This is a genomic window from Lysobacter sp. SCRH-1R, from assembly GCF_057747855.1.
This window is the reverse complement of the sequence record NZ_CM173227.1, coordinates 3,076,889-3,098,986: the sequence shown is the minus strand read 5'-3', so window position 1 is coordinate 3,098,986 and position 22,098 is coordinate 3,076,889. Positions and strand designations below refer to the sequence as shown.

At 66.6% G+C, this 22,098-nt stretch carries 19 protein-coding genes; 16 read left to right on the top strand and 3 right to left on the bottom strand.

Annotated elements, in window-relative coordinates; all coding sequences use genetic code 11:
- Window positions 1-73 precede the first annotated feature (73 nt).
- Genes AC3ANK_RS14215 through AC3ANK_RS14200 form a run of 4 tightly spaced genes read left to right on the top strand, consistent with a single transcriptional unit; the run spans window position 74 to window position 6,310 of the window.
- Window positions 74-2,380 carry a type VI secretion system Vgr family protein gene (locus AC3ANK_RS14215; protein WP_484171481.1) on the top strand — a complete coding sequence of 769 codons (2,307 nt, stop codon included), beginning with the start codon at window positions 74-76 and terminating at the stop codon, window positions 2,378-2,380.
- A complete protein-coding gene (locus AC3ANK_RS14210) occupies window positions 2,377-4,020 on the top strand; it encodes a hypothetical protein (protein WP_484171480.1) in 1,644 nt (547 codons plus the stop codon). The genes AC3ANK_RS14215 and AC3ANK_RS14210 overlap by 4 nt, the downstream gene beginning before the upstream one ends.
- Window positions 4,017-5,165 carry a hypothetical protein gene (locus AC3ANK_RS14205; protein ID WP_484171479.1) on the top strand — a complete coding sequence of 383 codons (1,149 nt, stop codon included), beginning with the start codon at window positions 4,017-4,019 and terminating at the stop codon, window positions 5,163-5,165. The genes AC3ANK_RS14210 and AC3ANK_RS14205 overlap by 4 nt, the downstream gene beginning before the upstream one ends.
- On the top strand, window positions 5,165-6,310 hold the full coding sequence (locus AC3ANK_RS14200; protein ID WP_484171478.1) for a hypothetical protein: 1,146 nt from the start codon (window positions 5,165-5,167) through the stop codon (window positions 6,308-6,310). The genes AC3ANK_RS14205 and AC3ANK_RS14200 overlap by 1 nt, the downstream gene beginning before the upstream one ends.
- A gap of 58 nt (window positions 6,311-6,368) precedes the next feature.
- Here the strand turns inward: AC3ANK_RS14200 and fusA are convergent, their stop codons facing one another.
- On the bottom strand, window positions 6,369-8,411 hold the full coding sequence (fusA, locus tag AC3ANK_RS14195) for an elongation factor G (protein WP_484171477.1): 2,043 nt from the start codon (window positions 8,409-8,411) through the stop codon (window positions 6,369-6,371).
- A gap of 276 nt (window positions 8,412-8,687) precedes the next feature.
- Here fusA and AC3ANK_RS14190 point away from each other — a divergent pair, with 276 nt between their 5' ends.
- The 3 genes from AC3ANK_RS14190 to AC3ANK_RS14180 all read left to right on the top strand — a co-directional run bounded on the left by AC3ANK_RS14190 (window position 8,688) and on the right by AC3ANK_RS14180 (window position 10,558).
- On the top strand, window positions 8,688-9,125 hold the full coding sequence (locus AC3ANK_RS14190) for an OsmC family protein (protein WP_206861374.1): 438 nt from the start codon (window positions 8,688-8,690) through the stop codon (window positions 9,123-9,125).
- Between the two features lie 9 nt (window positions 9,126-9,134).
- Complete coding sequence (locus tag AC3ANK_RS14185) at window positions 9,135-9,824, top strand: alpha/beta fold hydrolase (protein ID WP_484171476.1); 690 nt, start codon at window positions 9,135-9,137, stop codon at window positions 9,822-9,824.
- A 101-nt stretch (window positions 9,825-9,925) separates the two neighbouring features.
- Entirely contained in the window at window positions 9,926-10,558 is a 633-nt protein-coding gene (locus tag AC3ANK_RS14180; RefSeq protein ID WP_484171475.1) for a glycine zipper 2TM domain-containing protein, read from the top strand.
- A 91-nt stretch (window positions 10,559-10,649) separates the two neighbouring features.
- On the opposite strand, the gene AC3ANK_RS14175 is transcribed toward AC3ANK_RS14180, so the two are convergent.
- Window positions 10,650-11,531: a PhzF family phenazine biosynthesis protein gene (locus AC3ANK_RS14175; RefSeq protein WP_206861371.1), complete on the bottom strand. Its 882-nt coding sequence runs from the start codon at window positions 11,529-11,531 to the stop codon at window positions 10,650-10,652.
- A gap of 184 nt (window positions 11,532-11,715) precedes the next feature.
- Here AC3ANK_RS14175 and AC3ANK_RS14170 point away from each other — a divergent pair, with 184 nt between their 5' ends.
- Genes AC3ANK_RS14170 through murD form a run of 3 tightly spaced genes read left to right on the top strand, consistent with a single transcriptional unit; the run spans window position 11,716 to window position 17,091 of the window.
- Window positions 11,716-14,295: a bifunctional aspartate kinase/diaminopimelate decarboxylase gene (locus AC3ANK_RS14170; protein ID WP_484171474.1), complete on the top strand. Its 2,580-nt coding sequence runs from the start codon at window positions 11,716-11,718 to the stop codon at window positions 14,293-14,295.
- Window positions 14,292-15,686: a UDP-N-acetyl-alpha-D-muramoyl-L-alanyl-L-glutamate epimerase gene (gene murL / locus AC3ANK_RS14165; RefSeq protein WP_484171473.1), complete on the top strand. Its 1,395-nt coding sequence runs from the start codon at window positions 14,292-14,294 to the stop codon at window positions 15,684-15,686. The genes AC3ANK_RS14170 and murL overlap by 4 nt, the downstream gene beginning before the upstream one ends.
- Entirely contained in the window at window positions 15,667-17,091 is a 1,425-nt protein-coding gene (gene murD / locus AC3ANK_RS14160; RefSeq protein ID WP_484171472.1) for a UDP-N-acetylmuramoyl-L-alanine--D-glutamate ligase, read from the top strand. The genes murL and murD overlap by 20 nt, the downstream gene beginning before the upstream one ends.
- Before the next feature lie 30 nt (window positions 17,092-17,121).
- Here the strand turns inward: murD and AC3ANK_RS14155 are convergent, their stop codons facing one another.
- Window positions 17,122-18,138: a polyprenyl synthetase family protein gene (locus AC3ANK_RS14155; RefSeq protein ID WP_484171471.1), complete on the bottom strand. Its 1,017-nt coding sequence runs from the start codon at window positions 18,136-18,138 to the stop codon at window positions 17,122-17,124.
- A 111-nt stretch (window positions 18,139-18,249) separates the two neighbouring features.
- Between AC3ANK_RS14155 and AC3ANK_RS14150 the strand changes: the two genes are divergently transcribed.
- The 6 genes from AC3ANK_RS14150 to rfbC all read left to right on the top strand — a co-directional run bounded on the left by AC3ANK_RS14150 (window position 18,250) and on the right by rfbC (window position 22,088).
- Entirely contained in the window at window positions 18,250-18,582 is a 333-nt protein-coding gene (locus AC3ANK_RS14150; protein WP_206861366.1) for a hypothetical protein, read from the top strand.
- Window positions 18,582-18,896, top strand: coding sequence for a DUF5076 domain-containing protein (locus tag AC3ANK_RS14145; RefSeq protein WP_206861365.1), 315 nt, complete (start codon window positions 18,582-18,584; stop codon window positions 18,894-18,896). Before AC3ANK_RS14150 ends, AC3ANK_RS14145 begins: the two co-directional genes overlap by 1 nt.
- Window positions 18,897-19,038: 142 nt before the next feature.
- Window positions 19,039-19,539 carry a single-stranded DNA-binding protein gene (gene ssb, locus AC3ANK_RS14140; RefSeq protein WP_206861364.1) on the top strand — a complete coding sequence of 167 codons (501 nt, stop codon included), beginning with the start codon at window positions 19,039-19,041 and terminating at the stop codon, window positions 19,537-19,539.
- Between the two features lie 47 nt (window positions 19,540-19,586).
- A complete protein-coding gene (gene rfbB, locus AC3ANK_RS14135) occupies window positions 19,587-20,639 on the top strand; it encodes a dTDP-glucose 4,6-dehydratase (RefSeq protein WP_206861363.1) in 1,053 nt (350 codons plus the stop codon).
- 10 nt (window positions 20,640-20,649) lie between these two features.
- The gene (gene rfbA / locus AC3ANK_RS14130; RefSeq protein ID WP_206861362.1) at window positions 20,650-21,534 is read left to right on the top strand and encodes a glucose-1-phosphate thymidylyltransferase RfbA; all 885 of its coding nucleotides are present in this window, start codon (window positions 20,650-20,652) and stop codon (window positions 21,532-21,534) included.
- Entirely contained in the window at window positions 21,531-22,088 is a 558-nt protein-coding gene (gene rfbC, locus AC3ANK_RS14125; protein WP_206861361.1) for a dTDP-4-dehydrorhamnose 3,5-epimerase, read from the top strand. The genes rfbA and rfbC overlap by 4 nt, the downstream gene beginning before the upstream one ends.
- Window positions 22,089-22,098: the final 10 nt, after the last annotated feature.

Here is a 22,098-nt window from a genome sequence, read left to right as displayed (position 1 = left end):
GGAAAGAAAAGTTCCCATGGACGCAAGAGGCCATCGCAACTGACCTTGCCGGCTTCCCATCACGGAGCGAAGCATGGCAGCAGCGCAATCGGATCTGTCATTCCAGTTCGAAGGAGTGGGAGGAGCGACATTCGATGTCGTCCGTTTCGAACTGATCGAAGGACTGTCGCAGCCATTCCGGCTGGAGCTGGAGCTCAGCAGCCCGGAGCCCAACGTCGAGTTGGACGCGCTGCTCGACTCCGAAGTCACCTTCACCATTGCACGGGACGGCAAGCCGGTGCGCACGGTGCACGGCATCGTGACGATGTTCGAGCAGTCCGAAACGGGCTTCCGACGCACGCGCTACAGGGCCACCGTCGAACCCACGCTCGCAAGGCTCGGGTTCGGGCATGGGAGCCGGATTCATCAGCAACTTTCAGTGCCGGACATTCTGAAGTTGCGACTCAAGGAGCGCGGCCTGCATGCACGCTTCAATGTGTCCCGGCCGCACGAAACGCGGGAGTACTGCACGCAGTACCGCGAAGCCGATCTCGCCCATTTCGCCCGGCTCGCTGCGGAGGAGGGCATCGTCTACTACTTCGATCCGCGGCACCGCTCGGAGCTCGTGCTGACGGATGCGCTCCCGTCCGGGCCGGCGTTGCCGGGGGCCGACGACATCGGCGCCGTGATCTATCAGGCCCTTCCCGGCGGTACGGCGGTCGAACCGCGGCTCTGGCACTTCGCGCTGCGCCAACAGCTTGCGCCGGCTTCAGCGGTGCAGCGGGACCATACCTTCAGAAATCCGAGGTACTCCCTCGAGCATCGCAGCGACGCACGCGATGCCGTAGGCCGATACGAGCACTACGACTACCCGGGGAGATTCAAAAGGGATGAATCTGGCCGGCCATTCACTGCGACGAAACTGCGGGCGCTGCGCAGCGATGCCTTGGTTGCCACACTCGAAGGCGACGACGCGCGGCTCTGGCCGGGGCTGAATTTCCTGCTCGAAGACCATCCGTCCGAGCCGCTCAACCGCGACTGGCGCGTCGTCGCCATGCATCACGTGGGCGAACAGTCGGTATCGCAGGAAGAAGACGGTGCGAACGGCGAACGCGGAACGCACTACTCGTACACCGCACGGGCCGTGCCGGGCGATATGGAGTGGCGTCCGAAGCCGCTGCCGCGACCGGTCATCGACGGGCCGCAGATTGCCCACGTCGTGGGCCCGCCCGGGGAAGAGATTTTTCCAGACGAGCACGCGCGCGTGAAGGTGCACTTCCCGTGGGATCGCGAGGGCACCCGGCAGGAAAACGACTCGTGCTGGATCCGCGTCGCGCAAGGCTGGGCGGGGCCCATGTATGGCTTCATGGCCATTCCACGCGTCGGCATGGAAGTGATCGTCAGCTTCATCGATGGCGACCCCGATCAACCGTGCGTCACGTCTTGTGCGTTCAATGCGGAGAACAGGCCGCCGTACCCGCTTCCCCAGCACAAGGCGAGGACCGTATTTCGTACGAACACCCACAAAGGCAAGGGCTACAACGAACTTCGTTTCGAGGACGAAGCCGGCCAGGAAGAGATCTTCGTCCACGCGCAGAAGGACCGGAACATCGTCGTCGGGAACGACGAGACCACGCGTGTCGGGCACGACCGCAGCGAAGACGTCGGCAACGACGAAACGATCCAGATCGGTCACGACCGCAAGGAGACCGTCGGCAACGATGAAACGCTGGGCATCGGCCAGGATCGGCGCGAAACCATCGGTCGCGACCACACGCTGGAGATCGGCCGAACGCGGCAGGTCACCATCGGCAAGGACCTGATCGAAGACGTCGGAAATACCCGCACCGAGACAACCGCTTCCGACCGCAAGGTCGAAACCGGCGGCCATTACGAACACCAGGTCGCAGGCAAGCACGACATCGAAGCCGGTGAGCGCATCACGCAGCGAACACGTCAGTACACGCTCGCCGCGGCCGGTTCGCTCACCATCCGTGGTCCAGGCGGCACCATCAGAATCGACCGCAATGGCGTCACGCTGGAAGGCGTGCAGATCCAGCTCAAGGGGCAGATCAAAGCCGATGCGGAAGGCCTCGGCAACGACTTCTCCATTCACGGCGTTCCGGCATTGGCCGAAGTCATCGACCGGCGCTACTGGATCGGCCTGCACTACCTGGATCAGGAGACGGGTGAACCGATCGACGGAGCCGATTACGAGATCCATTTCAAGGATGGTTCGATGCTCGAAGGCACGCTCGACGCGCAAGGGCAAGCGCGGCACGACGATATCGATCCGAAGCGTGTGGAGAAGGTGCTGTACAAGCCGCGCAAGGCGAATGATGAACCGGCCATTCCCCAGCTTGAAGACCTCGCGCGGACGAAGAGCGGGGGCGGCCGATGAACGCAGCCGACCGGCAGAACGAAGCCCCGCTGCTGAACGTCGATCAGTTGCGCGAAGCGCTGGCCTTCATGACGCGTCAGTACGGCCGCGTGGCCGACAGTACGCAGAACGTGTTCGTGTGGTTGTGGGAGGCGATACAAGGCGACTTCAACCAGGAACGCTCGCTGGGTCAGGTCGCCTTCGATACCGCCATTTCGATCATCCCCGGCGTGGATCAGGTCTGCGACGTGCGCGACCTGATCGCCAACGGCAAGCAGATCAACGAGGACAAGACCAACGTCTGGGCCTGGGTGTCGCTGGGCCTGACGCTGATCGGGTTGTTCCCCAGCCTTGGCTCGCTGGTCAAGGGCGTGCTGAAGATCTTCTTCCTCTTCATCCGTCGCAGCGGCGGCAATGCCGTGGCGAAAGCGGTAGACGAAGCGATGACGTGGGTCATCGCCTTCCTGCGCCGTCGCGAGGTGGCGAAGTACTGGAAAGCGCTGAAGTGGGACGACCTGTTCGGAGAACTGGCGCGATATGTACGACAGGTTCGCGAGCGACTGAACCTGCAGGCGTTGCTGCAGGCGTTCGATCGGGGGATGGCGTTGTTGCGGAATCTGCTGGGAATGGTGGCGAACATTCCCGTCGTCGGAAGGCGCGCGGCTGAAACCGTGGAGATGATGGCCCGCATCCGGCGCGAGGCGGACGAGTACCTCCAGCACGCGCTGAAACCGCTGCAGGATGCGCTCGACGCGATCATCCGCCGGCTGGAACTGGAAGACCTGGCGCAACGCTGCGGCATCCTCAACGCGCGGAACGTGCATTTCCGCGGCGGCTTACCGGAGGCGCGCGCGGTGACGTTGATGCGGGAGGCCAAGCCGAGGCCGAAGTGGTTGAGTGATGGGGCGGTGGAGTTCAAGCCGGTGAAGCCCGCGAAGTTCAAGCCGGAACTCGAACATGCCCGAAGCCTGGGATGGCCGACGCTTACTGATGACGAGATCAAGACGTTTGCTGAGGGGCTCCGGGCGGTGGAACTGAAAGGGCCCCTGCGCCTTTACCGTGTAGTGGGCCCGGGAAATATGGCTGCGGCGAAGGACTGGGTGAGCGAAGAGGTCTTCAAGCGGTTGCAACAGGCAGACGATCCAAAAACAGCTTGGCGCCGACATCTCGCGGTGTGGCCGGACTGGAACCCGGACGGCCAGTTCGTCGTGTTCGACCTCCAACCCGGCGAGTCCATCAAGGTGTGGGCGGGCCCGGCGTCCAGCCAGTTCAAGCCTGAAAAGCTTGAAATGGGAGAATTGCATCTGGAAGGCGGTTACGAGCAGATCAAGTTCGACGCCGCCCTGCCGCGCACGCCGGAGGACGGCTACCGCTTCGAACCGCGCAGCGGCCAACTGTACGACGAGATGCAGTATTACGAAGTGGACCGGCATACCGGCCAGATGCGCGCGACGCGACTGTCTCGTCAGGAATACCTGGCCTTGTCGCCACGAGAACGGGCGCGGTACGAGTCCGTGCGCGTCCGCATCACCAACCCCCGCATCAGCGGCCCGTTCGAGACCGGTTGGAGCTACACCGACTTCGACGCGCAATTGCCGGATGTGACGCTCGGCCTGCCGGCGTTGCCCGGCCAATTGACCCAACTTGGGAACACCCGATGAGCACGAACCCGACCGATCTAAGCCCGCGCCGCAAACGCCAGGTGGCGCTGATATACCACTTCGCATCGCTGGAGTATCTGAAAGGGCTGCTGCCCCGCGTGGAAGATCTGATCCTCTACGCCAGCGCCTTGGCGGACGGCCGTGCGCACCTGGACAAATTCCTGATGAGCGAGCGTTGGGGCGCTCGTGATACCAGCGCGAACTGGAGCACTTATGGGTTCCCTTCGCTGGTGGAATTCCGCGAAACGACCTTATGGGATATCCAGGCCCGTTCCCGCGATGTCTACGGCATCACCGGCGCCAACCAGTGCGCCCGCATGCTGGCCGAGTACAGCCTGATGTGGCTGACGCCGGAGCAGGAACAGCAATTCAAGGAACGCTTCGGTCTGGTGTATCGGTACGCCAGCCGGATCGATGATGTGACGGAACGTGATTCCACCATGGACGACTACACCTTTTGGGTCATCTGGAACGAACACAAAGAAGCGTTCTCACGCCTGCCCAGGTTCCGCGTGCGCACCGACATCGAGGGAGAAAGCGGCAAGGTGCCGCCTCGCACTGGCGTGTACATACCCCAGGATGACCCATGGGGCACGCCGCAGTTTGCGTGGGCAGGTGGCAGCCTCCGGAAGGACGGTAGCCGCTGGCACGGTGGCCGGCTGGGGGATGCCGTAACCTTCAATGCCATGGGCCTGGAAGCGATGGAAACAGTAGGCGGCTCGCACATCTGGCCGTGGGACGATGGCGCGGGCGCGGTGGATTTCCTGCGACGCAAGGAAATCAAAGACTGGGAAGGCAATGAGGTTCGCGACGAAAGCGATGCTGTTGCGCTTCTTGGCGGCGCCTCTTATGGAGAAGGAGTGTTTGACCCGAACGTGGCTGGAGGAACGACCACCCGCCCCTGCAAGTGGTACTACGTCGAACTATTGAAAGGCGAGTACGAAGACACGAACGAACCTGTGGCGAAGTCAGTGCCCCGACGCAGCGGTCCCGGCATGTACGCAAAGACAGGTGAGCACTGCCCGTATCCCGGCGTCTGGGAGTGCGTGGAGCGGCCAGTGGGAACCCAGACCATCGCCTATGGCGTGCCGATGCCGCAGGTCGATGGACAGGATGTCACCTGGCGTCTGAAGCAAGGCATCTGATGCGATCCGCGATGGAGCTGTCTCCCCGGCGCAAACGCCAGGTGGCGCTGATGTACCACTTCGCGTCGCTGGAGTATCTGAAAGGGCTGCTGCCCCGCGTGGAAGATCTGATCCTCTACGCCAGCGCATTGGCGGACGGCCGTGCGCACCTGGACAAATTCCTGATGAGCGAGCGTTGGGGCGCTCGTGATACCAGCGCGAACTGGAGCACTTATGGGTTCCCTTCGCTGGTGGAATTCCGCGAAACGACCTTATGGGATATCCAGGCCCGTTCCCGCGATGTCTACGACATTACCGGCGCCAACCAGTGCGCGCGCATGCTGGCCGAGTATAGCCTGATGTGGCTGACGCCCGAGCAGGAACGGCAATTCAAGGAACGCTTCGATGAGGTCTACAAGTACGCTGGTCAGATCGATCGCGTGGTGGACCGGAATCGCACTGTTGACGACTACGTTTACTGGGTCATCTGGAACGAGCACAAGGAAACGTTTCCGCGCCTGCCCAGGTTCCGCGTGCGCACCGACATCGAGGGAGAAAGCGGCAAGGTGCCGCCTCGCACTGGCGTGTACATACCCCAGGATGATCCATGGGGCACGCCGCAGTTTGCGTGGGCAGGTGGCAACCTCCGGGAGGACGGTAGCCGCTGGCACGGTGGCCGGCTGGGGGATGCCGTAACCTTCAATGCCATGGGCCTGGAGGCGATGGAAACAGTAGGCCGCTCGCACATCTGGCCGTGGGACGATGGCGCGGGCGCGGTGGACTTCCTGCGACGCAAGGAAATCAAAGACTGGGAAGGCAATGAGGTTCGCGACGAAAGCGATGCTGTTGCGCTTCTTGGCGGCGCCTCTTATGGAGAAGGAGTGTTTGACCCGAACGTGGCTGGAGGAACGACCACCCGCCCCTGCAAGTGGTACTACGTCGAACTATTGGAAGGCGAGTACGAAGACACGAACGAACCTGTGGCGAAGTCAGTGCCCCGACGTAGCGGTCCCGGCATGTACGCAAAGACAGGTGAGCACTGCCCGTATCCCGGCGTATGGGAGTGTGTGGAGCGCCCGGTGGGAACGCAAACCATCGCCTATGGCGTGCCGATGCCGCAGGTCGATGGACAGGATGTCACCTGGCGTATTCTCAAATCCGTCTGACGTAGACGAATTGAAACTGGAGCTGCGCACGAATCGAGATCGTGCGCAGCAAGCGGCCTCAGTCCTCTTCGTGCCTGGGCTTGTACGCCTCGACGAGCTTCTGCTGCACGTTCGTCGGCACCGGTTCGTAGTGGCTGAAATCCAGCGAATAGCGTCCGCGGCCGGCGGTCACCGACTTGAGTTCGGCCGCGTAGCCCTCCAGTTCCGACAGCGGCACCTGCGCCTTCACCACGATCTCGTTGCCACGCACGCTGTCGGTGCCGCTGATGCGCGCGCGCTTGCTCGCCAGGCCGCCGCTGACGTCGCCCATGTGCTGCTCGGGCGCGTTGACCTCCAGTTCGACGATGGGCTCCAGCACCTGCGGACGCGCCTTGCCGATCGCATCGAGGAACGCCTTCTTGCCCGCGGCGACGAACGCGACTTCCTTGCTGTCCACCGGATGATGCTTGCCGTCGTACACGATCACGCGCACGTCCTGGATCGGATAGCCCGCCACCGCACCGCTGCGCAGCACTTGGCGAACGCCTTTCTCCACCGCCGGCATGAACTGGCCGGGAATCGTGCCGCCCTTGACCTCGTCGACGAATTCGAAGCCGGTGCCGCGCGGCAACGGTTCGATGCGCAGGAACACTTCGCCGAACTGGCCCGCGCCGCCGGTCTGCTTCTTGTGGCGATGATGGCCTTCGGCCTTGCCGCTGACGGTTTCGCGATACGCGATGCGCGGCGGACGCGACGTCACTTCCACGCCGTAGCGTTCCTTCAGCCGTTCCAGGTTGATGCGCAGGTGCAGGTCGGATAATCCGCGGATCACGGTTTCGTTGGTTTCCGCCTCGTGCTCGACGATGAAGCAGGGGTCCTCTTCGGCCAGCTTGTGCAGGGCGGTCGCGAGTTTCTGTTCCTGTCCCTTGCTCGCCGCTTCCACCGCCAGGCCGAACATCGGGCGCGGGAAATCCAGCGGCGACAGGCGGATCTGGTCCTCGTCGTGGCTGTCGTGCAGCACCGCGTCGAAGTGCAGTTCCTCGACTTTCGCCACGGCCGCGATGTCGCCGGGGATCGCCTGTTCGATCTCGACGTGGTCCTTGCCGCGCAGCTTGAACAGATGGCCGACCTTGAACGGCTTCTTGCCGTCGTCGACGAACAGCTGCGTGTCCTTCTTCACCGTGCCCTGGTACACGCGGAACACGCCAAGCTTTCCGACGAAGGGGTCGTTGACGATCTTGAACACGTCGGCGATGACGTGGGCCTTGGCATCGGGCGAGGCCTGGATGCGCGCACGCTCCGGGCCTTTCTCGAATGGTGGTGCGTTGGCCTCGGCCGGATTGGGGAACCAGCGTTCGGCGGCATCGAGCAGCTCGTTGATGCCCACGCCGGTGCGCGCGGAACAGAACAACACCGGCACCAGGTGGCCTTCGCGCAGGCATTGCTCGAACGCGTCGTGCAGTTCCTCGCCGGACAGGCCTTCCTCGCCCATGTCGAGGTAATGCTCCATCACGGTCTCGTTGATTTCGACGATCTGGTCGATGATCTTCTGGTGCCAGTCCGCGACCGGGCCGAAATCGCTGTCGCCCTGCGGGTTGATCAGGCAGTCGACCACGCGTTTTCCACCATCGGCAGGCAGGTTGAGCGGCAGGCATTCGGGGCCGAAGGTGTCGCGAAGATCGGCCAGCACGCCGTCGAGCGCGACGCCGTCATGGTCGATCTTGTTGACGACGATGGCCCGGCACAGGTTCCGGCCGCGGGCGTACTCCATCATGCGGCGCGTGCCGTATTCCACGCCGGCGGCGGCATCGACGACGATCGCCACCGTCTCCACCGCGCCCAGCGCCGACAGCGCGGGGCCGCGGAAATCCGGGTACCCGGGGGTGTCGATCAAATTCACGTGCATGCCTTCGTGGTCGATCGACGCGATGCTGGCGTCGATGGAATGCCCGCGTTGTTTCTCTATCGGATCGAAGTCGGACACGGTGTTGCCGCGTTCGATCGTGCCTGCCGTCTGGAGTGCGCCGCCGGCCTGCAGCAGGGCTTCGAAGAGCGTTGTTTTGCCGGCGCCGGGGTGGCCTGCCAGGGCCACGTTGCGGATGGATTGTGTGCTGTAGGACATGAGCGGACTTCTCCCGTGAGGGTGGGAAGGCCGTCATGGCTGTCCGGCGCTGCGCCTGCGCGGTGGGCGCTCGGCGGGCGGTCATGGCGGGTGCCGGCCGGAAGGCCGGGAGCGAAAGCCTCGCGCAAGGGGGAAGGGTGGTCAAGCCGGCGCGGGGCGAACTGCGAAGCGGCGACGGATTTCACGCCGGCCACCGGCTGGCGGCCCACCCCCATGCGCGCCTAACACCCGGCAGGGTAGGCTGCCGGTTCTTTCACCCCACGAAGGAGCAGCGACATGGCGTTCAAGCGTATTGCCGAAGCGGTCTGGAAAGGCGACCTGCAAGGCGGCAAGGGCAGCATGAGCACACCGCAGAGCGGTCTGTTCACCGATCAGAACTATTCCTTCAAGACCCGCTTCGGCGACGAGAAGGGCACCAATCCCGAGGAACTGCTGGCCGCCGCGCACGCGGGCTGCTTCTCGATGGCGCTGTCGGCGGTGCTGGGCAAGGCCGGCCTCACGCCGGAGACCATCCAGACCCGCGCCGAAGTGACGATGGAGCCCGGCATGGACCCCGGCCCGACGGTCACCGGCGTGAACCTGGTGGTCACCGCGAAGGTCCCCGGGGTGGACGAAGCCGGCTTCCGGCAGCACGCCGAAGCGGCCAAGGCCGGCTGCGTGATCTCGCGCGCGCTGTCGGTTCCGGTGACGCTGCAGGCCTCGTTGCAGGGCTGATCGCGGTCGATGACGTCCAGGGCGATCCGCCGCGCCGTGCTGGTGCACGGCGCGGGCGGAGGCGGTTGGGAATGGAACGTGTGGCGGCGCGTGTTCGCCGCGGTCGCAGTGGACGTCCACGCGCCCGACCTGCAACCGGTCGCCGCGGGACTCGCGGCGACCGGGTTCGACGACTACGCCGCGCAGGTACGCGCCGCGCTCGAAGCCGTGCCCGGCCCGCGCGCACTGGTCGGTGCGAGCCTGGGCGGCCTGCTCGCCCTGGCCTGCGCCGACGCGGCCGATGCGCTGGTCCTGGTGAATCCCTTGCCGCCGGCGCCGTGGGCCGACCGGCTCCCCGCGCGCGACTGGCCCGACAGCGTGCCCTGGCGGCGGAACGCGCGCCTCGCCTCGACGCGCCGCGCGCTGCCGGATTCGGACGACGCCACCGCGCTGTTCGCCTTCCGCCGATGGCGCGACGAGTCCGGCGCGGTGCTGCGCCATGCGCACGCAGGCCTGGTGCTGGATGCGCCGGCGTGCCCGACGCTGTGCATCGCATCGAGCCAGGACGAGGACGTCCCACCCGAGCTCACCGCCGAACTGGCGCGTGCCTGGGACGCGGACCTGTTGCGGGTCGCCTCGACCGGGCACGTCGGGCCGCTGCTCGGGCGCGATGCGGCGGCGGTCGCGATGCAGGCCGCGGCCTGGCTGTCGGCGCGGTAAACCCCGCCGCGCCTTGGTCCGCAAGGACACCCGGATTCAGCACCCGTTGCCGGCACGGGCCGGACGATGCGGGCACGCCCTCCCGGCGCCGGAGCCTCCCCATGAATCGCCTGATCGCCGTTTCCCTCGCGCTGGCCGCCGCCGCGAGCGGCCCGGTCCATGCCCAGTCCTACCCGCGCTCCTATCCGGCGTACGGCTCCACCAGCAGCAGCGACTACGCGCGCGTGGTCCGCGTTGATCCGGTGTTCGACCGCTACGAAACCGCCGCGCCGCAGCAGCGCTGCTACGAGCGCCCGGCCTATGTGGGTGGAGACGGATACCGCAACGACGGTTATCGCGACGATGGCTACTACGGCAATGGCAGCAGTTATCCATCCGGCGGCACCCAGACCGGGCGCACCGTCTCGACGATCGTCGGCACCATCGTCGGCGCGGCGGTCGGCAGCCAGATCGGCGGCGGCAGCGCGCGCTATGCGACCTCGGCGATCGGTTCGGTGGTCGGCGGCATGGCCGGTCGCCAGATCTACGACCAGAGCCAGCGCGAACGCGTCGGCACGGTGCGCGTGTGCGATCCGGTGTACGAAGGCGACGGTTACTACACCTCGCGCAACGGCGCGCGCAGCGCGAGCGCTTACGACGTGACCTACGAATACGCCGGGCGCACCTATACCACGCGCACGAACTACGACCCGGGCGACCGGATCCGCGTGCGGGTGGATGTCACGCCCGAGTAATCGCCTGCTGTCGTAGCCCGGCTAAGCGGAGCGCACCCGGGGCGGGCGCATGAATCCCCAGGTGCGATTCGGCTGCCCGGGCTGCGAAACGTCACGCCCAGTCGATCGTCCCGCGCACCACGTTGCACACCTGGCCGCCGGACCACACCTCGCCGTCCGCGTCCACGCGCAGTTGCAGGCGCGCGTCGAACCCGACTTCGCGACCCTGGCTCACGGCGTACCGGCCATCGCGGCCGGGCAGCGCATCGTTGTGCTTCAGCCACGCGGCGAGCGTCGCGTTGGCCGCGCCGGAAGCGGCATCCTCGAACCGCGCCGGTGCACCGACGAAGGCGCGCACGACCAGGTCGTAATCGCGGCCGGCATCGGCGCGGGCGAACGCGCAGAGCCCCATCGTCTCGGTCGATTCGGCCAGCTGCGCGATCGCATCCCAGTCCGGCGCAGCGCCGCGCAGCGCCGCTTCGCTGGCGACTTCGGCCAGCCACCAGCGCCGACCGCCGTCCATCAGGGCGACCGGCAGCGCACCGGGTTCGAGCGGCGCCAGCGCCGCCGCCAAGCGCGCATCGCCGGCTTCGGCCACCTCGACCACCCGCGCGCGCGGCGTGCGAACCGCGATCGTCCGCGTCGCGCCGCTGCCTTCCACGGCCAGCGGCAGCGTGCCGACCACGCCTTCCTGCACCAGCTGCCCGTCGACGAGCTCGGCCAGGCCCGCATCCAGCACGACGTGCGCGGTGCCGACGCTGGGATGTCCCGCGAAGGGCACCTCGCGGCGCGGGCTGAACATGCGCACCCGGTACGCCGAGCCCGGCTGCGTGGGCGGGAAGACGAAGGTGGTTTCCGGAAGCCGCGTCCAGCGGGCGATCGCCTGCATGCGGGCGTCGTCCAGGCCCTGCGCGTCGAGCACCACGGCCAGCGGGTTGCCGGCACCGGGCCGGTCGGCGAACACATCCAGTTGCAGGTAGCGGCGAAGCGTCATCCGGGCGGGGGTCCGAGTGGATTATTCGACTAGAATTGCGCAGTTTACGGCGACGTCTCCGCCTGCGCAGGCGAGCGCGCCATTCTAGTTTCCGTGACGGCTCCGCGCCGGCATGGTTTCGGCGGCAATCACATTCCATCTCCTCATCTACACACTCCAGAACCTCATCAAAGGAACCGTTGCAGTGGCGGAAGCGAATCGCTGGGTAGTACTCAAGTTCGGCGGCACCTCGGTGTCCCGCCGGAACCGTTGGGACACCATCGGACGCCTCGCCGGAAAACGCATGTCCGAAGAGGGCGTTCGCGTGCTGGTCGTGGTGTCCGCGCTGTCGGGCGTCACCAACGAGCTGCAGGCGATCGCGAACGGTGAGGACGTCGACAACCGCATCGCCGCGCTGGTCGAACGCCATCGCGCGTTCTGCAGCGAACTCGACCTCGACGCCGACACCGTGCTCGGGGAGCGCGTGGCTGCGTTGCAGGCGCTGGGCACGGACGCGCGCGCCGCGACGCGTCCGCTCGACTGGCAGGCCGAAGTGCTGGCGCAGGGAGAACTGCTGTCCTCGACGCTCGGCGCGGCGTACCTGCGCACGCAGGGGCTGGACTTCGGCTGGTGCGATGCGCGCGACTGGCTCGATGCGGTGTCGCTGCCCAACGCCAGCGCGTGGTCGCAGCGGTTGTCGGTGAACTGCCGCCTCGACGGCGAGGGCTTCGGCGAGCGCTTCTCCACGCAGCCGACGCGCGCGCTGATCACGCAGGGTTTCATCTCGCGCCACGGCGACGGTGGCACGGCGATCCTCGGCCGCGGCGGTTCCGATACGTCGGCCGCATACTTCGGCGCGTTGCTGAAGGCGCAGCGCGTGGAAATCTGGACCGACGTGCCCGGCATGTTCAGCGCCAACCCGCGCGACGTGCCCGAAGCGCGCCTGCTCACGCGTCTGCATTACGCCGAAGCGCAGGAAATCGCGACGACCGGCGCGAAGGTGCTGCATCCGCGATCGATCGCGCCGTGCCGCGATGCCGGCGTGCCGATGGCGATCCTCGATACCGAACGCCCCGAACTGCCCGGCACGCGCATCGACGCGACCGCCGCGACGGTGCCGGGCGTGAAGGCGATCAGCCGCCGCAACGGCATCGTGCTGGTGTCGATGGAAAGCATCGGCATGTGGCAGCAGGTCGGCTTCCTCGCCGACGTGTTCGAACGCTTCAAGCGTCACGGCCTGTCGATCGACCTGATCGGTTCGTCGGAAACCAACGTCACCGTGTCGCTGGATCCCAGCGAAAACCTGGTCACGACGAACGTGCTCGAAGCGCTGAGTGCGGACCTCGCCGAGATCTGCCGCGTGAAGGTCATCGCGCCGTGCGCGGCGATCACGCTGGTCGGCCGCGGCATGCGTTCGCTGCTGCATCGCCTGTCGGACATCTGGGCGACGTTCGGCCGCCAGCATGTGCACCTGATCTCGCAGTCGTCCAACGACCTCAACCTCACCTTCGTCATTGACGAAGCCGATGCCGAAGGCCTGTTGCCGCACCTGCACGCCGAACTCATCCGCTCGCGCGCGATGCCGGTGCGCGATGCGACGGTGTTCGGCCCGAGCTGGCGCGAGATCGCGTTCGGCGCGCCGCAGCGCGTGCCGGCGTGGTGGCGCGCTCGCCGCGACGAGCTGCTTTCGCTCGCCGCGAAGGGCACGCCGCGCTACGTCTACGACCTCGCCACCGTGCGCGATCGCGCGCGTTCACTCAGTGCAACGAATGCGGTGGATCGCTGCTTCTACGCGATCAAGGCCAATCCGAACGCGGACATCCTGCGCACGCTGGTCGGCGAAGGCTTCGGCCTGGAATGCGTATCGCAGGGCGAGTTCGACCACGTCTTCGCGACTCTGCCGCACATCGCGCCGAGCCGCGTGTTGTTCACGCCGAGCTTCGCGCCGCGTCGCGAGTACGAAACGGCCTTCGAGCGCGGCATCATCGTCACGCTCGACAACATCGAAGCGCTGCAGCGTTGGCCCGAGGTGTTTCGCAACCGCACGATCTGGCTGCGCATCGACCTCGGCCACGGCGAAGGGCATCACGAGAAGGTCAAGACCGGCGGCGTCGCGGCGAAGTTCGGTTTGCCGATGACGCGCTTCGATGCGTTCGTCGAAGAAGCGCGCAGGCTCGGCATCCGCATCAGCGGCCTGCACGCGCACCTGGGCAGCGGCATCGAGGATCCGCAGCACTGGCGCGGCGTGTACGCGCATCTGGCGGGCCTGGCGGATAGCATCGGCACGATCGAGACCATCGACATCGGCGGGGGGTTGCCGATCCCGTACACGCCCGAAGCGCCGCAGTTCGACCTGCCGCTTTGGCGCGCGGGGCTGGAGGAAATCAAGGCGGCGTATCCGCGCTACGGGCTGGTGATCGAGCCGGGCCGCTACCTCGTCGCCGAAAGCGGCGCGCTGCTGCTGACCGCGACGCAGGTCGTGGAAAAGGACGGCGTGCGCCGCGTGGGCTGCGACGCCGGCATGAACGCGTTGATGCGTCCGGCGATGTACGAGGCCTACCACGGCATTTTCAACCTGAGCCGTGACGATGCGAACGGCACGGCGGTGTTCGAGGTCGTCGGTCCGATCTGCGAAAGCAGCGACGTGATCGGCCGCGGGCGCACGTTGCCGGCCGACACGACCGAAGGCGACGTGATCCTGGTCGCCGACGCCGGCGCCTACGGCATGGCGATGGCCAACACCTACAACCTGCGGGCCCTTCCGGCCGAGGAAGCAATCGAATGAGTGAGTGGAAATTCAACCGCGACGCGATCCGCGCGTTCCGTTTCGTGCGTTGCGGGTTCGACGCGCAAACGGGCGTCGCGCAGCTGGTGTACGCCTTCGACGATGGCCCGGAAATGATCGAGACGATCACCGTGCCGGGTGCGCCGTTCGTCCTCGACGTGCAACGCGCCGAGGCAGCCGAGCGCGCGCTGCGCCTGCTGCACCTGATCGCCGGCGTGAGCTATTACAAAGCGGCGGTGCCGTCGGAAATCCGCATCGATTCGTACGCGATCGATGCGGACACCGCCGCATTGATCGAGCTGATCTACGTCAACGGCCTGGGCGAATTCGCCTATCGCAACGGCCTGAACCTGCACGGGAAGATCAACTTCCCGGTGAGTGAGCCTTCCCCGGCAAGGGGCGGGTTGGGTGGGGATGGTGTTCCGGGTAGCGCCAAAACCCTCGGCCTGCGCCATCACGCCCTCGTCGCCATCGGCGGCGGCAAGGATTCGCTGGTCAGCATCGAAGCGCTGCGCACGCTGGGCGTCGAACAGACGGTGACGTGGATCGGCGGCTCGCAGCTGATCCGCGCCTGCGCCGAACGCACCGGCCTGCCGACGCTCAACCTAGGTCGCGCGCTGGCGCCGCAGCTGTTCGACTACAACCGCGAAGGCGCGTGGAACGGGCACATCCCGGTCACGGTGCTGAACTCGGCGATCATGGTGTTCGCCGCGGTGCTGCTGGGCGTGGACCAGGTGGTGTTCTCGAACGAACGCTCCGCCAGCTACGGCAGCGTGATCGAAGGCACGGGCGAGGTGAATCACCAGTGGTCGAAGGGCTGGGCGTGCGAGCGCGCGTTCGGCGAATACGTGCAGCGGCACGTCGCGGCGGATCTGCATTACTACTCGCTGCTGCGTCCGCTGAGCGAACTCGCCGTCGCGCGCCAGTTCGCGAAGACCGATCGCTACGACGCGCACTTCAGCAGCTGCAACCGGAATTTCCACATCCTCGGCGAACGTCCTGCGAGCCGCTGGTGCGGCGTGTGCCCGAAGTGCCACTTCGTGTTCCTCGCACTCGCACCGTTCATGCCGAAGCCGCGCCTGATGGGCATTTTCGGCCGCAACCTGCTCGACGATCCGGCGCAGATCCCCGGCTTCGACGCGCTGCTGGAATACCAGAACCACAAGCCGTTCGAATGCGTCGGCGAAGGGCGCGAATCGCGTGCGGCGATGGCCGCGCTGGCCGACCGCCCGGAATGGCGTGAAGACGCGTTGGTCGACCGCTTCGCGCACGAGATCCGCCCGCAGCTGGATGCGGGCGAACTCGCCATCGAGCCGCTGCTCGTCATCGACGACGAGCACCGCATCCCGGCCGTCCTGTGGGAACGCCTGCGTGCGCAGTTCGCCGCCTGACATCGCCTCGCTCGACGGTCGCAAGGTCGCGCTCTGGGGCTGGGGCCGCGAAGGACGCGCGGCGTATCGCGCGATCCGCGCGCGATTGCCGGCGCTGCCGTTGACGCTGTTCTGCTCGACAGCCGAAGCCGTGGAAGCGACGGCGCTGCACGATGCGAACCTCGTCGCCGAAACGGACGTGTCCGCGCCGACGCTCTCGGCGTTCGACATCGTCGTGAAATCGCCCGGCATCAGCCCGTACAAGCCCGAGGCCGTCGCCGCCGCGCAGGCCGGCACGCGTTTCATCGGCGGCACGGCGCTGTGGTTCGCCGAACACGCGGGCGTCGATGGCGTCGCCGCGAACACGATCTGCGTCACCGGCACCAAGGGCAAAAGCACGACGACGGCGCTGCTCGCCCATCTGCTGCGCGCCGGCGGCCATGTCACCGCGCTCGCCGGCAACATCGGGCTGCCGCTGCTGGAAGCACTGGAGCCGGACATCGCGCCGGAATTCTGGGCGATCGAGCTGTCCAGTTACCAGACCGGCGACGTGGCCGGGAGCGGGGTACGGCCGCAGGTGGCGATCGCGCTGAACATTTTTCCCGAACACCTCGACTGGCACGGCTCGCACGAGCGCTACGTCGAGGACAAACTCCGCCTGATCACGCAGGCTCGGCCGCGCACCGCCGTACTCAACGCGAACGATCCGCGACTGGCGCAGCTGGGCGCGTCGCTCACCGACAGCGAGGTGCGCTGGTTCGGGCGCGCCGACGGCTGGCATCTGCGCGGGGACGACCTGTACCGCGGCGATGCATTCGTGATGGACACACGCGCACTGCCGCTGCCGGGACGCCACAATCGCGGCAACCTGTGCGCGGTGCTGACGGCGATCGAAGCGCTGGGGCTGGACGCGGCGCCGCTCGCGCCGCATGCCGCAAGCTTCCGCCCGCTGCCGCACCGCCTGCAAACGATCGGCACGCGTGACGGCATCACCTACGTCAACGATTCGATCAGCACCACACCACACGCGAGCCTCGCGGCGCTGGAGTGTTTCGCCTCGCGTCGCGTGGCGATCCTGATCGGCGGGCACGATCGCGGCCTGCCGTGGGAGGACTTCGCCGACGCGATGCACACGCACGCGCCGCTGTCGATCGTCACGATGGGTCAGAACGGGCCGCGCATCCACGCGCTGCTCGCACCGCTCGCCGCGCAGGCGGGCTTCGTGTTGGGTGAAGCCGGCGATCTCGCCGATGCGATGGCGCAGGCGAAGTCGGCGCTGGGCGGGGAGGGCGTCGTGCTGCTGTCGCCCGGCGCGCCGAGTTTCGGCCCCTATCGCGATTACGTGGCGCGCGGACGCCACTTCGCCGAACTGGCGGGATTCGATCCGGAAATGATCAGCGCGATTCCGGGACTCGGCGTCGCCTGAGTCCCGATGTCGCGCAAGATCGCGACCTCGTCAGTGATCGCGACTGACCGCGTAACGCGCCAGTCCACGCAGCGCCAGCGTGTAGTCGTTCTCGTCCAGGCCGTCGAGCGCCCGCTCGGCGGCCTGCGCGTATTCGTGCGCGCGGCGGCGGCTGTAATCGAGGCCGCCGGTGGCGTGGATCGCGGCCAGCACGTCGGGCATCGCGTCGGTGTCGCCGTGCTCGACGGCGTTGCGCAGGACCTCGCGCGTAGCCGCGTCGCTGTGCGCGATGGCGTGGATCAGCGGCAGCGTCGCCTTGCCTTCGGCGAGGTCGTCGCCGAGGTTCTTGCCGAGCGTCGCCGTGTCGGAGGCGTAATCGAGCACGTCGTCGGCGATCTGGAACGCGTAGCCCAGGTTCAGGCCGTAGTCGTGCAGCGCATCGCACGTCGCTTCGTCCGCATCCGCCAGCAGCGCGCCCAGGCGGGTGGCGGCGGCGAACAGCACCGCGGTCTTGCGCTCGATCACGCGCAGGTAGGCGGCCTCGTCGGTATCGGGGTTGCGCACGTGCAGCAGTTGCAGCACTTCGCCTTCGGCGATGCGGTTGGTGGTGTCGGCGAGGATCTGCATCACCGCCATGCGTTCCAGCTCGACCATCAGCTGGAAGCTGCGCGAATACAGGAAATCGCCGACCAGCACGCTGGCCGCGTTGCCCCACACCGCGTTGGCGGTCTTGCGGCCACGGCGCAGGTCGGATTCGTCGACGACGTCATCGTGCAGCAGCGTCGCGGTGTGGATGAATTCGACCACCGCCGCGAGCTGGTGGGCGTCCTCGCCGATGTTGCGGCCTTCGCGTCCGCCCAGCGCCCCGTTGGCGAGCAGCAGCAGCATCGGCCGCAGGCGCTTGCCACCGGCACCGACGATGTACTCGGCGACCTGGTTGATCAGCACCACGTCCGATGCGAGCCGGCGCCGGATCAGCGCGTCCACCGCCGCCATGTCCTGACGGGCCAGGGCCTGGATGGTGGCCAGGTCGGGGACGGCCGGGGTCGTCGTCGGACTGGGTTGCATGGGCGAACCGCGAGTGAGGGGCTCTGGATTATACGGGGCGCACTCGTTGCGAGGATTTTTCGGACAGTTCCGATGTACGTCGCCGGGTCGCGCACACAACCTGTGGTTTCGATGCGCCGCATCGCCCAGACCCGCCACCGGAGCGAACGCTTCATGACCACACGATGCAATGCCGCCGCGGACGCCGCGGTTACCCCGGTCGCCATCCCGCAATGGCCGGGGCTGCGCCACGCCGATCTGATCGAACGCAGCCTGCGCCTGCTCGGCGGCGCGCGGCGCGAGGCGCTGCTGGAGGCGGTCGCGCACGCGCTGGATCGCTACGTCGCCGGCACCACCCAGCGGACCGGCACCGCCTGCATCGACCTGGATGCCGAACTGGACGAAGTCCTGCGGCGCCTCGGCCCGACGGGTGCGGCCCGGCCCGTCGAAGGAGCGATCGCCTGATGGCAAGTCGCGCCGCCCGTGGCAAGGACAAGGACCGTATCCTCGCCCGGGAGGCGCTCGCCATTCCCGAAGGGGCGCAGGAGGATCCGGCGTCGTTCGAACTGTTGCGGCTGTGGGCCGTCGACCGCAGCCTCTCCATGACCGTCTGCCCGTGCATCGAAGGCGGACCCACGGACTTCGGCACGCTCCTGGCCGACCTGTTCAGCCACGCCTGCGAGCGCTATGCCCTACGCACCGGTGAGGCCGAGTCCGACGTCCGGGCAAGCATGTTCCTGGCCTTCGCCTGCCGTTTCGGAGACCTCACGCGCATGTGATTGCCGACGTCCGCGCCGCCGGTTCGCGCCGGTGGCGGACGACGGACGGCTGTTATGATGCTTCCCCTGCCGGCACGGTGGCTTTGCCCCGCGTGCCCGGCCTCCAGACGAAGCACACATACGAAGAGGGGAACGCACTCCCATGGCACGCGGCATCAACAAGGTGATCCTGGTCGGCAACCTGGGCGACGATCCCGAAACCAAGTACACCCAGGGCGGCATGGCGGTGACCAAGGCCCGCCTGGCCACGACCAGCGTGCGCAAGGACCGCGATGGCAATACCCAGGAGCGCACCGAGTGGCACCGGGTGACCTTCTTCGGCAAGCTCGGCGAGATCGCCGGCGAATACCTGCGCAAGGGCAGCCAGGTCTACGTCGAAGGCTCGATCCGCTACGACAAGTACACCGGCCAGGACGGCGTGGAGCGCTACTCCACCGACATCATCGCCGACGAGATGCAGATGCTCGGCGGTCGCCCGGGCGGCGAGGGCGGCGGCGGCAGCCGTGGCGAATATCGCGGCGGTGGCGGCGAGCGTTCGTCGCGTCCCCCGGCGCGCCAGGAATCCGCCCCGCGTCGCGAGGCCCCGCCGGCCAAGTCGAGCAGCTTCAACGACGATTTCGCGGACGACGATATTCCGTTCTGAGTCCGTCCAGGTCATTTCCGTATTTCAAGAGTCGATAAGGAATTTCAGTGACGACATGGCTCGTGACGGGAGGTGCAGGCTTCATCGGCGGCAACTTCGTCCTGGAAGCTGTACAGCGCAACATCAATGTCGTGAATCTCGACGCGCTTACCTATGCGGGTAACGTCGACACGCTCGCGTCGCTTGAGAACGATCCCCGACACGTGTTGGTGCAGGGCGACATCGGTGACGCCGCACTCATCGAGCGCCTGCTGCGCGAACATCGTCCTGACGCGATCGTCAACTTCGCGGCCGAAAGCCACGTGGACCGCTCCATCGACGGGCCGGCCGCGTTCGTGCAGACGAACGTGGTGGGTACGCTGAACCTGCTGGAAAAATCGCGCGATTACTGGAAGTCGCTGGACGCCGCAGGTCGCGACGCGTTCCGCTTCCTGCACGTTTCGACGGACGAGGTGTACGGAACGCTGGGCGAATCGGGCAAGTTCACCGAAGAAACCCCGTATGCGCCGAACTCGCCCTACTCGGCGTCGAAGGCGGCATCGGATCATCTGGTTCGTGCGTTCCACCACACGTACGGCCTGCCGGTGCTCACCACGAACTGCTCGAACAACTACGGTCCGTACCAGTTCCCGGAAAAGCTCATTCCGCTGATCATCGCCCGCGCGTTGGCCGGCGAACCGCTGCCGGTGTACGGCGACGGCCGCAACGTACGCGACTGGCTCTACGTGGGGGATCACTGCGCCGCGATCCGGCGGGTCCTTGAGTCTGGTCGCGTCGGCGAGACCTACAACGTCGGCGGAGACGCGGAACGGCAGAATCTTGAGGTCGTGAAGGCGATCTGCCGCTTGCTCGACGAGCGTTCGCCGCTGGCGGATGGTCGCTCCCGCGAGTCGCTGATCACCTTCGTCGCCGATCGTCCCGGTCACGATCGCCGGTACGCGATCGATGCTTCCAAGCTCAAGAACGAACTGCGGTGGGCGCCGACCGTGACGTTCGACGAGGGCATCGCGCTCACCGTCGGCTGGTACATGGACAACCAGCCGTGGGTGCAGCGTGTGCTGGACGGCAGTTACCGTCTTGAGCGCATCGGTCAGGGATGAGGGTAGGCAAATGAGTCGCAAGGGAATCATCCTGGCCGGCGGAAGCGGTACGCGGCTGTATCCGATCACGCAGGGCATCAGCAAGCAGCTGCTGCCGGTGTACGACAAGCCGATGATCTATTACCCGCTCAGCGTGCTGATGCTGGCGGGCATCCGCGAAGTGCTGATCATCAACACGCCGCACGAGCAGCCTCTGTTCCGCGCGCTGCTTGGCGATGGTTCGCAGTGGGGCATGCGCATCGAGTACGCCGTGCAGCCGAGCCCGGACGGGCTGGCGCAGGCGTACCTGATCGGCCGCGATTTCGTCGCAGGCCAGTCCAGCTGCCTGGTGCTGGGCGACAATATCTTCCACGGCCCGGGCCTGACGGCGATGCTCCGACGCGCCGATTCGCGGCACGACGGCGCGACGGTGTTCGGCTACTGGGTGCGCGATCCGCAGCGCTACGGCGTGGCGGAGTTCGATGCCGCCGGCCGCGTGATCGGCCTGGAGGAAAAGCCGGCGCAGCCGCGGTCGAACTACGCCGTCACCGGCCTGTACTTCTACGACGGCCGGGCGAGCGACTTCGCGGCCGAACTCAAGCCGTCCGCGCGCGGCGAGCTGGAAATCACGGATCTCAATCAGCGGTACCTCGACGAAGGCTCGCTGCATCTGGAGCAGCTCGGCCGCGGTTATGCCTGGCTCGACACCGGCACCCACCAGTCGCTCCTGGAAGCGTCCAACTACATCGAGACGATCGAGGCGCGTCAGGGCCTTCGCGTGTGCTGCCCGGAAGAGATCGCCTGGAACAACGGCTGGATCAACGCCGAACAGCTCAACGCACTCGCGCGTCCGCTCGCCAAGAATGGCTACGGCGAATACCTGTTGAGCCTGGCCGAGCGGGGCCCGGTGCCGTGAAGGTCATCGAAACCGACCTGCCCGGATGCGTGGTGATCGAACCGCGCGTGTTCGGGGACGATCGCGGCTTCTTCTTCGAGTCGTTCAACCTCGACAGGCTGGGCGACTCGGGAATACGTCCAACCTTCGTCCAGGGCAACGTCTCGTCCTCGCGGCGCGGCGTGCTGCGCGGCCTCCATTACCAGTGGCCGAATCCGCAAGGCAAGTACGTCAGCGTGGTCGAAGGCGAGGTGTGGGACGTCGCGGTCGACATCCGTCGCGGCTCGCCGCATTTCGGCCGCTGGACCGCGGTGCTGCTCAGCGCGGAGAACAAGCGGCATTTCTGGATCCCCGAAGGCTTCGCGCACGGTTTCGTCACGCTCAGCGAGCGCGCGGTGTTCACCTACCTGTGCACTGCGACCTACGACGCGACGGCCGATGCGGCCATCCGCTGGAACGATGCGCGGCTCGCGATCGACTGGCCGGTGTCCGACGTCACGCTGTCTGACAAGGACGCGCGCGCGCCGTTCCTGGACGAAATCCCCGAGGACCGTCTGCCGGTCAATTCGCCGTGAGGCGCGCATC

What these genes read in the sequence shown, in the direction of transcription:
- AC3ANK_RS14155 (WP_484171471.1), bottom strand. Translation starts at nt 18,138, where the DNA reads ATGCAACCCAGTCCGACGACGACCCCGGCCGTCCCCGACCTGGCCACC.
- AC3ANK_RS14210 (WP_484171480.1), top strand. Translation starts at nt 2,377, where the DNA reads ATGAACGCAGCCGACCGGCAGAACGAAGCCCCGCTGCTGAACGTCGAT.
- AC3ANK_RS14200 (WP_484171478.1), top strand. Translation starts at nt 5,165, where the DNA reads ATGCGATCCGCGATGGAGCTGTCTCCCCGGCGCAAACGCCAGGTGGCG.
- AC3ANK_RS14185 (WP_484171476.1), top strand. Translation starts at nt 9,135, where the DNA reads ATGACGTCCAGGGCGATCCGCCGCGCCGTGCTGGTGCACGGCGCGGGC.
- AC3ANK_RS14145 (WP_206861365.1), top strand. Translation starts at nt 18,582, where the DNA reads ATGGCAAGTCGCGCCGCCCGTGGCAAGGACAAGGACCGTATCCTCGCC.
- AC3ANK_RS14205 (WP_484171479.1), top strand. Translation starts at nt 4,017, where the DNA reads ATGAGCACGAACCCGACCGATCTAAGCCCGCGCCGCAAACGCCAGGTG.
- AC3ANK_RS14175 (WP_206861371.1), bottom strand. Translation starts at nt 11,531, where the DNA reads ATGACGCTTCGCCGCTACCTGCAACTGGATGTGTTCGCCGACCGGCCC.
- AC3ANK_RS14180 (WP_484171475.1), top strand. Translation starts at nt 9,926, where the DNA reads ATGAATCGCCTGATCGCCGTTTCCCTCGCGCTGGCCGCCGCCGCGAGC.
- AC3ANK_RS14215 (WP_484171481.1), top strand. Translation starts at nt 74, where the DNA reads ATGGCAGCAGCGCAATCGGATCTGTCATTCCAGTTCGAAGGAGTGGGA.
- AC3ANK_RS14190 (WP_206861374.1), top strand. Translation starts at nt 8,688, where the DNA reads ATGGCGTTCAAGCGTATTGCCGAAGCGGTCTGGAAAGGCGACCTGCAA.
- ssb (WP_206861364.1), top strand. Translation starts at nt 19,039, where the DNA reads ATGGCACGCGGCATCAACAAGGTGATCCTGGTCGGCAACCTGGGCGAC.
- fusA (WP_484171477.1), bottom strand. Translation starts at nt 8,411, where the DNA reads ATGTCCTACAGCACACAATCCATCCGCAACGTGGCCCTGGCAGGCCAC.
- AC3ANK_RS14150 (WP_206861366.1), top strand. Translation starts at nt 18,250, where the DNA reads ATGCGCCGCATCGCCCAGACCCGCCACCGGAGCGAACGCTTCATGACC.
- murL (WP_484171473.1), top strand. Translation starts at nt 14,292, where the DNA reads ATGAGTGAGTGGAAATTCAACCGCGACGCGATCCGCGCGTTCCGTTTC.
- rfbA (WP_206861362.1), top strand. Translation starts at nt 20,650, where the DNA reads ATGAGTCGCAAGGGAATCATCCTGGCCGGCGGAAGCGGTACGCGGCTG.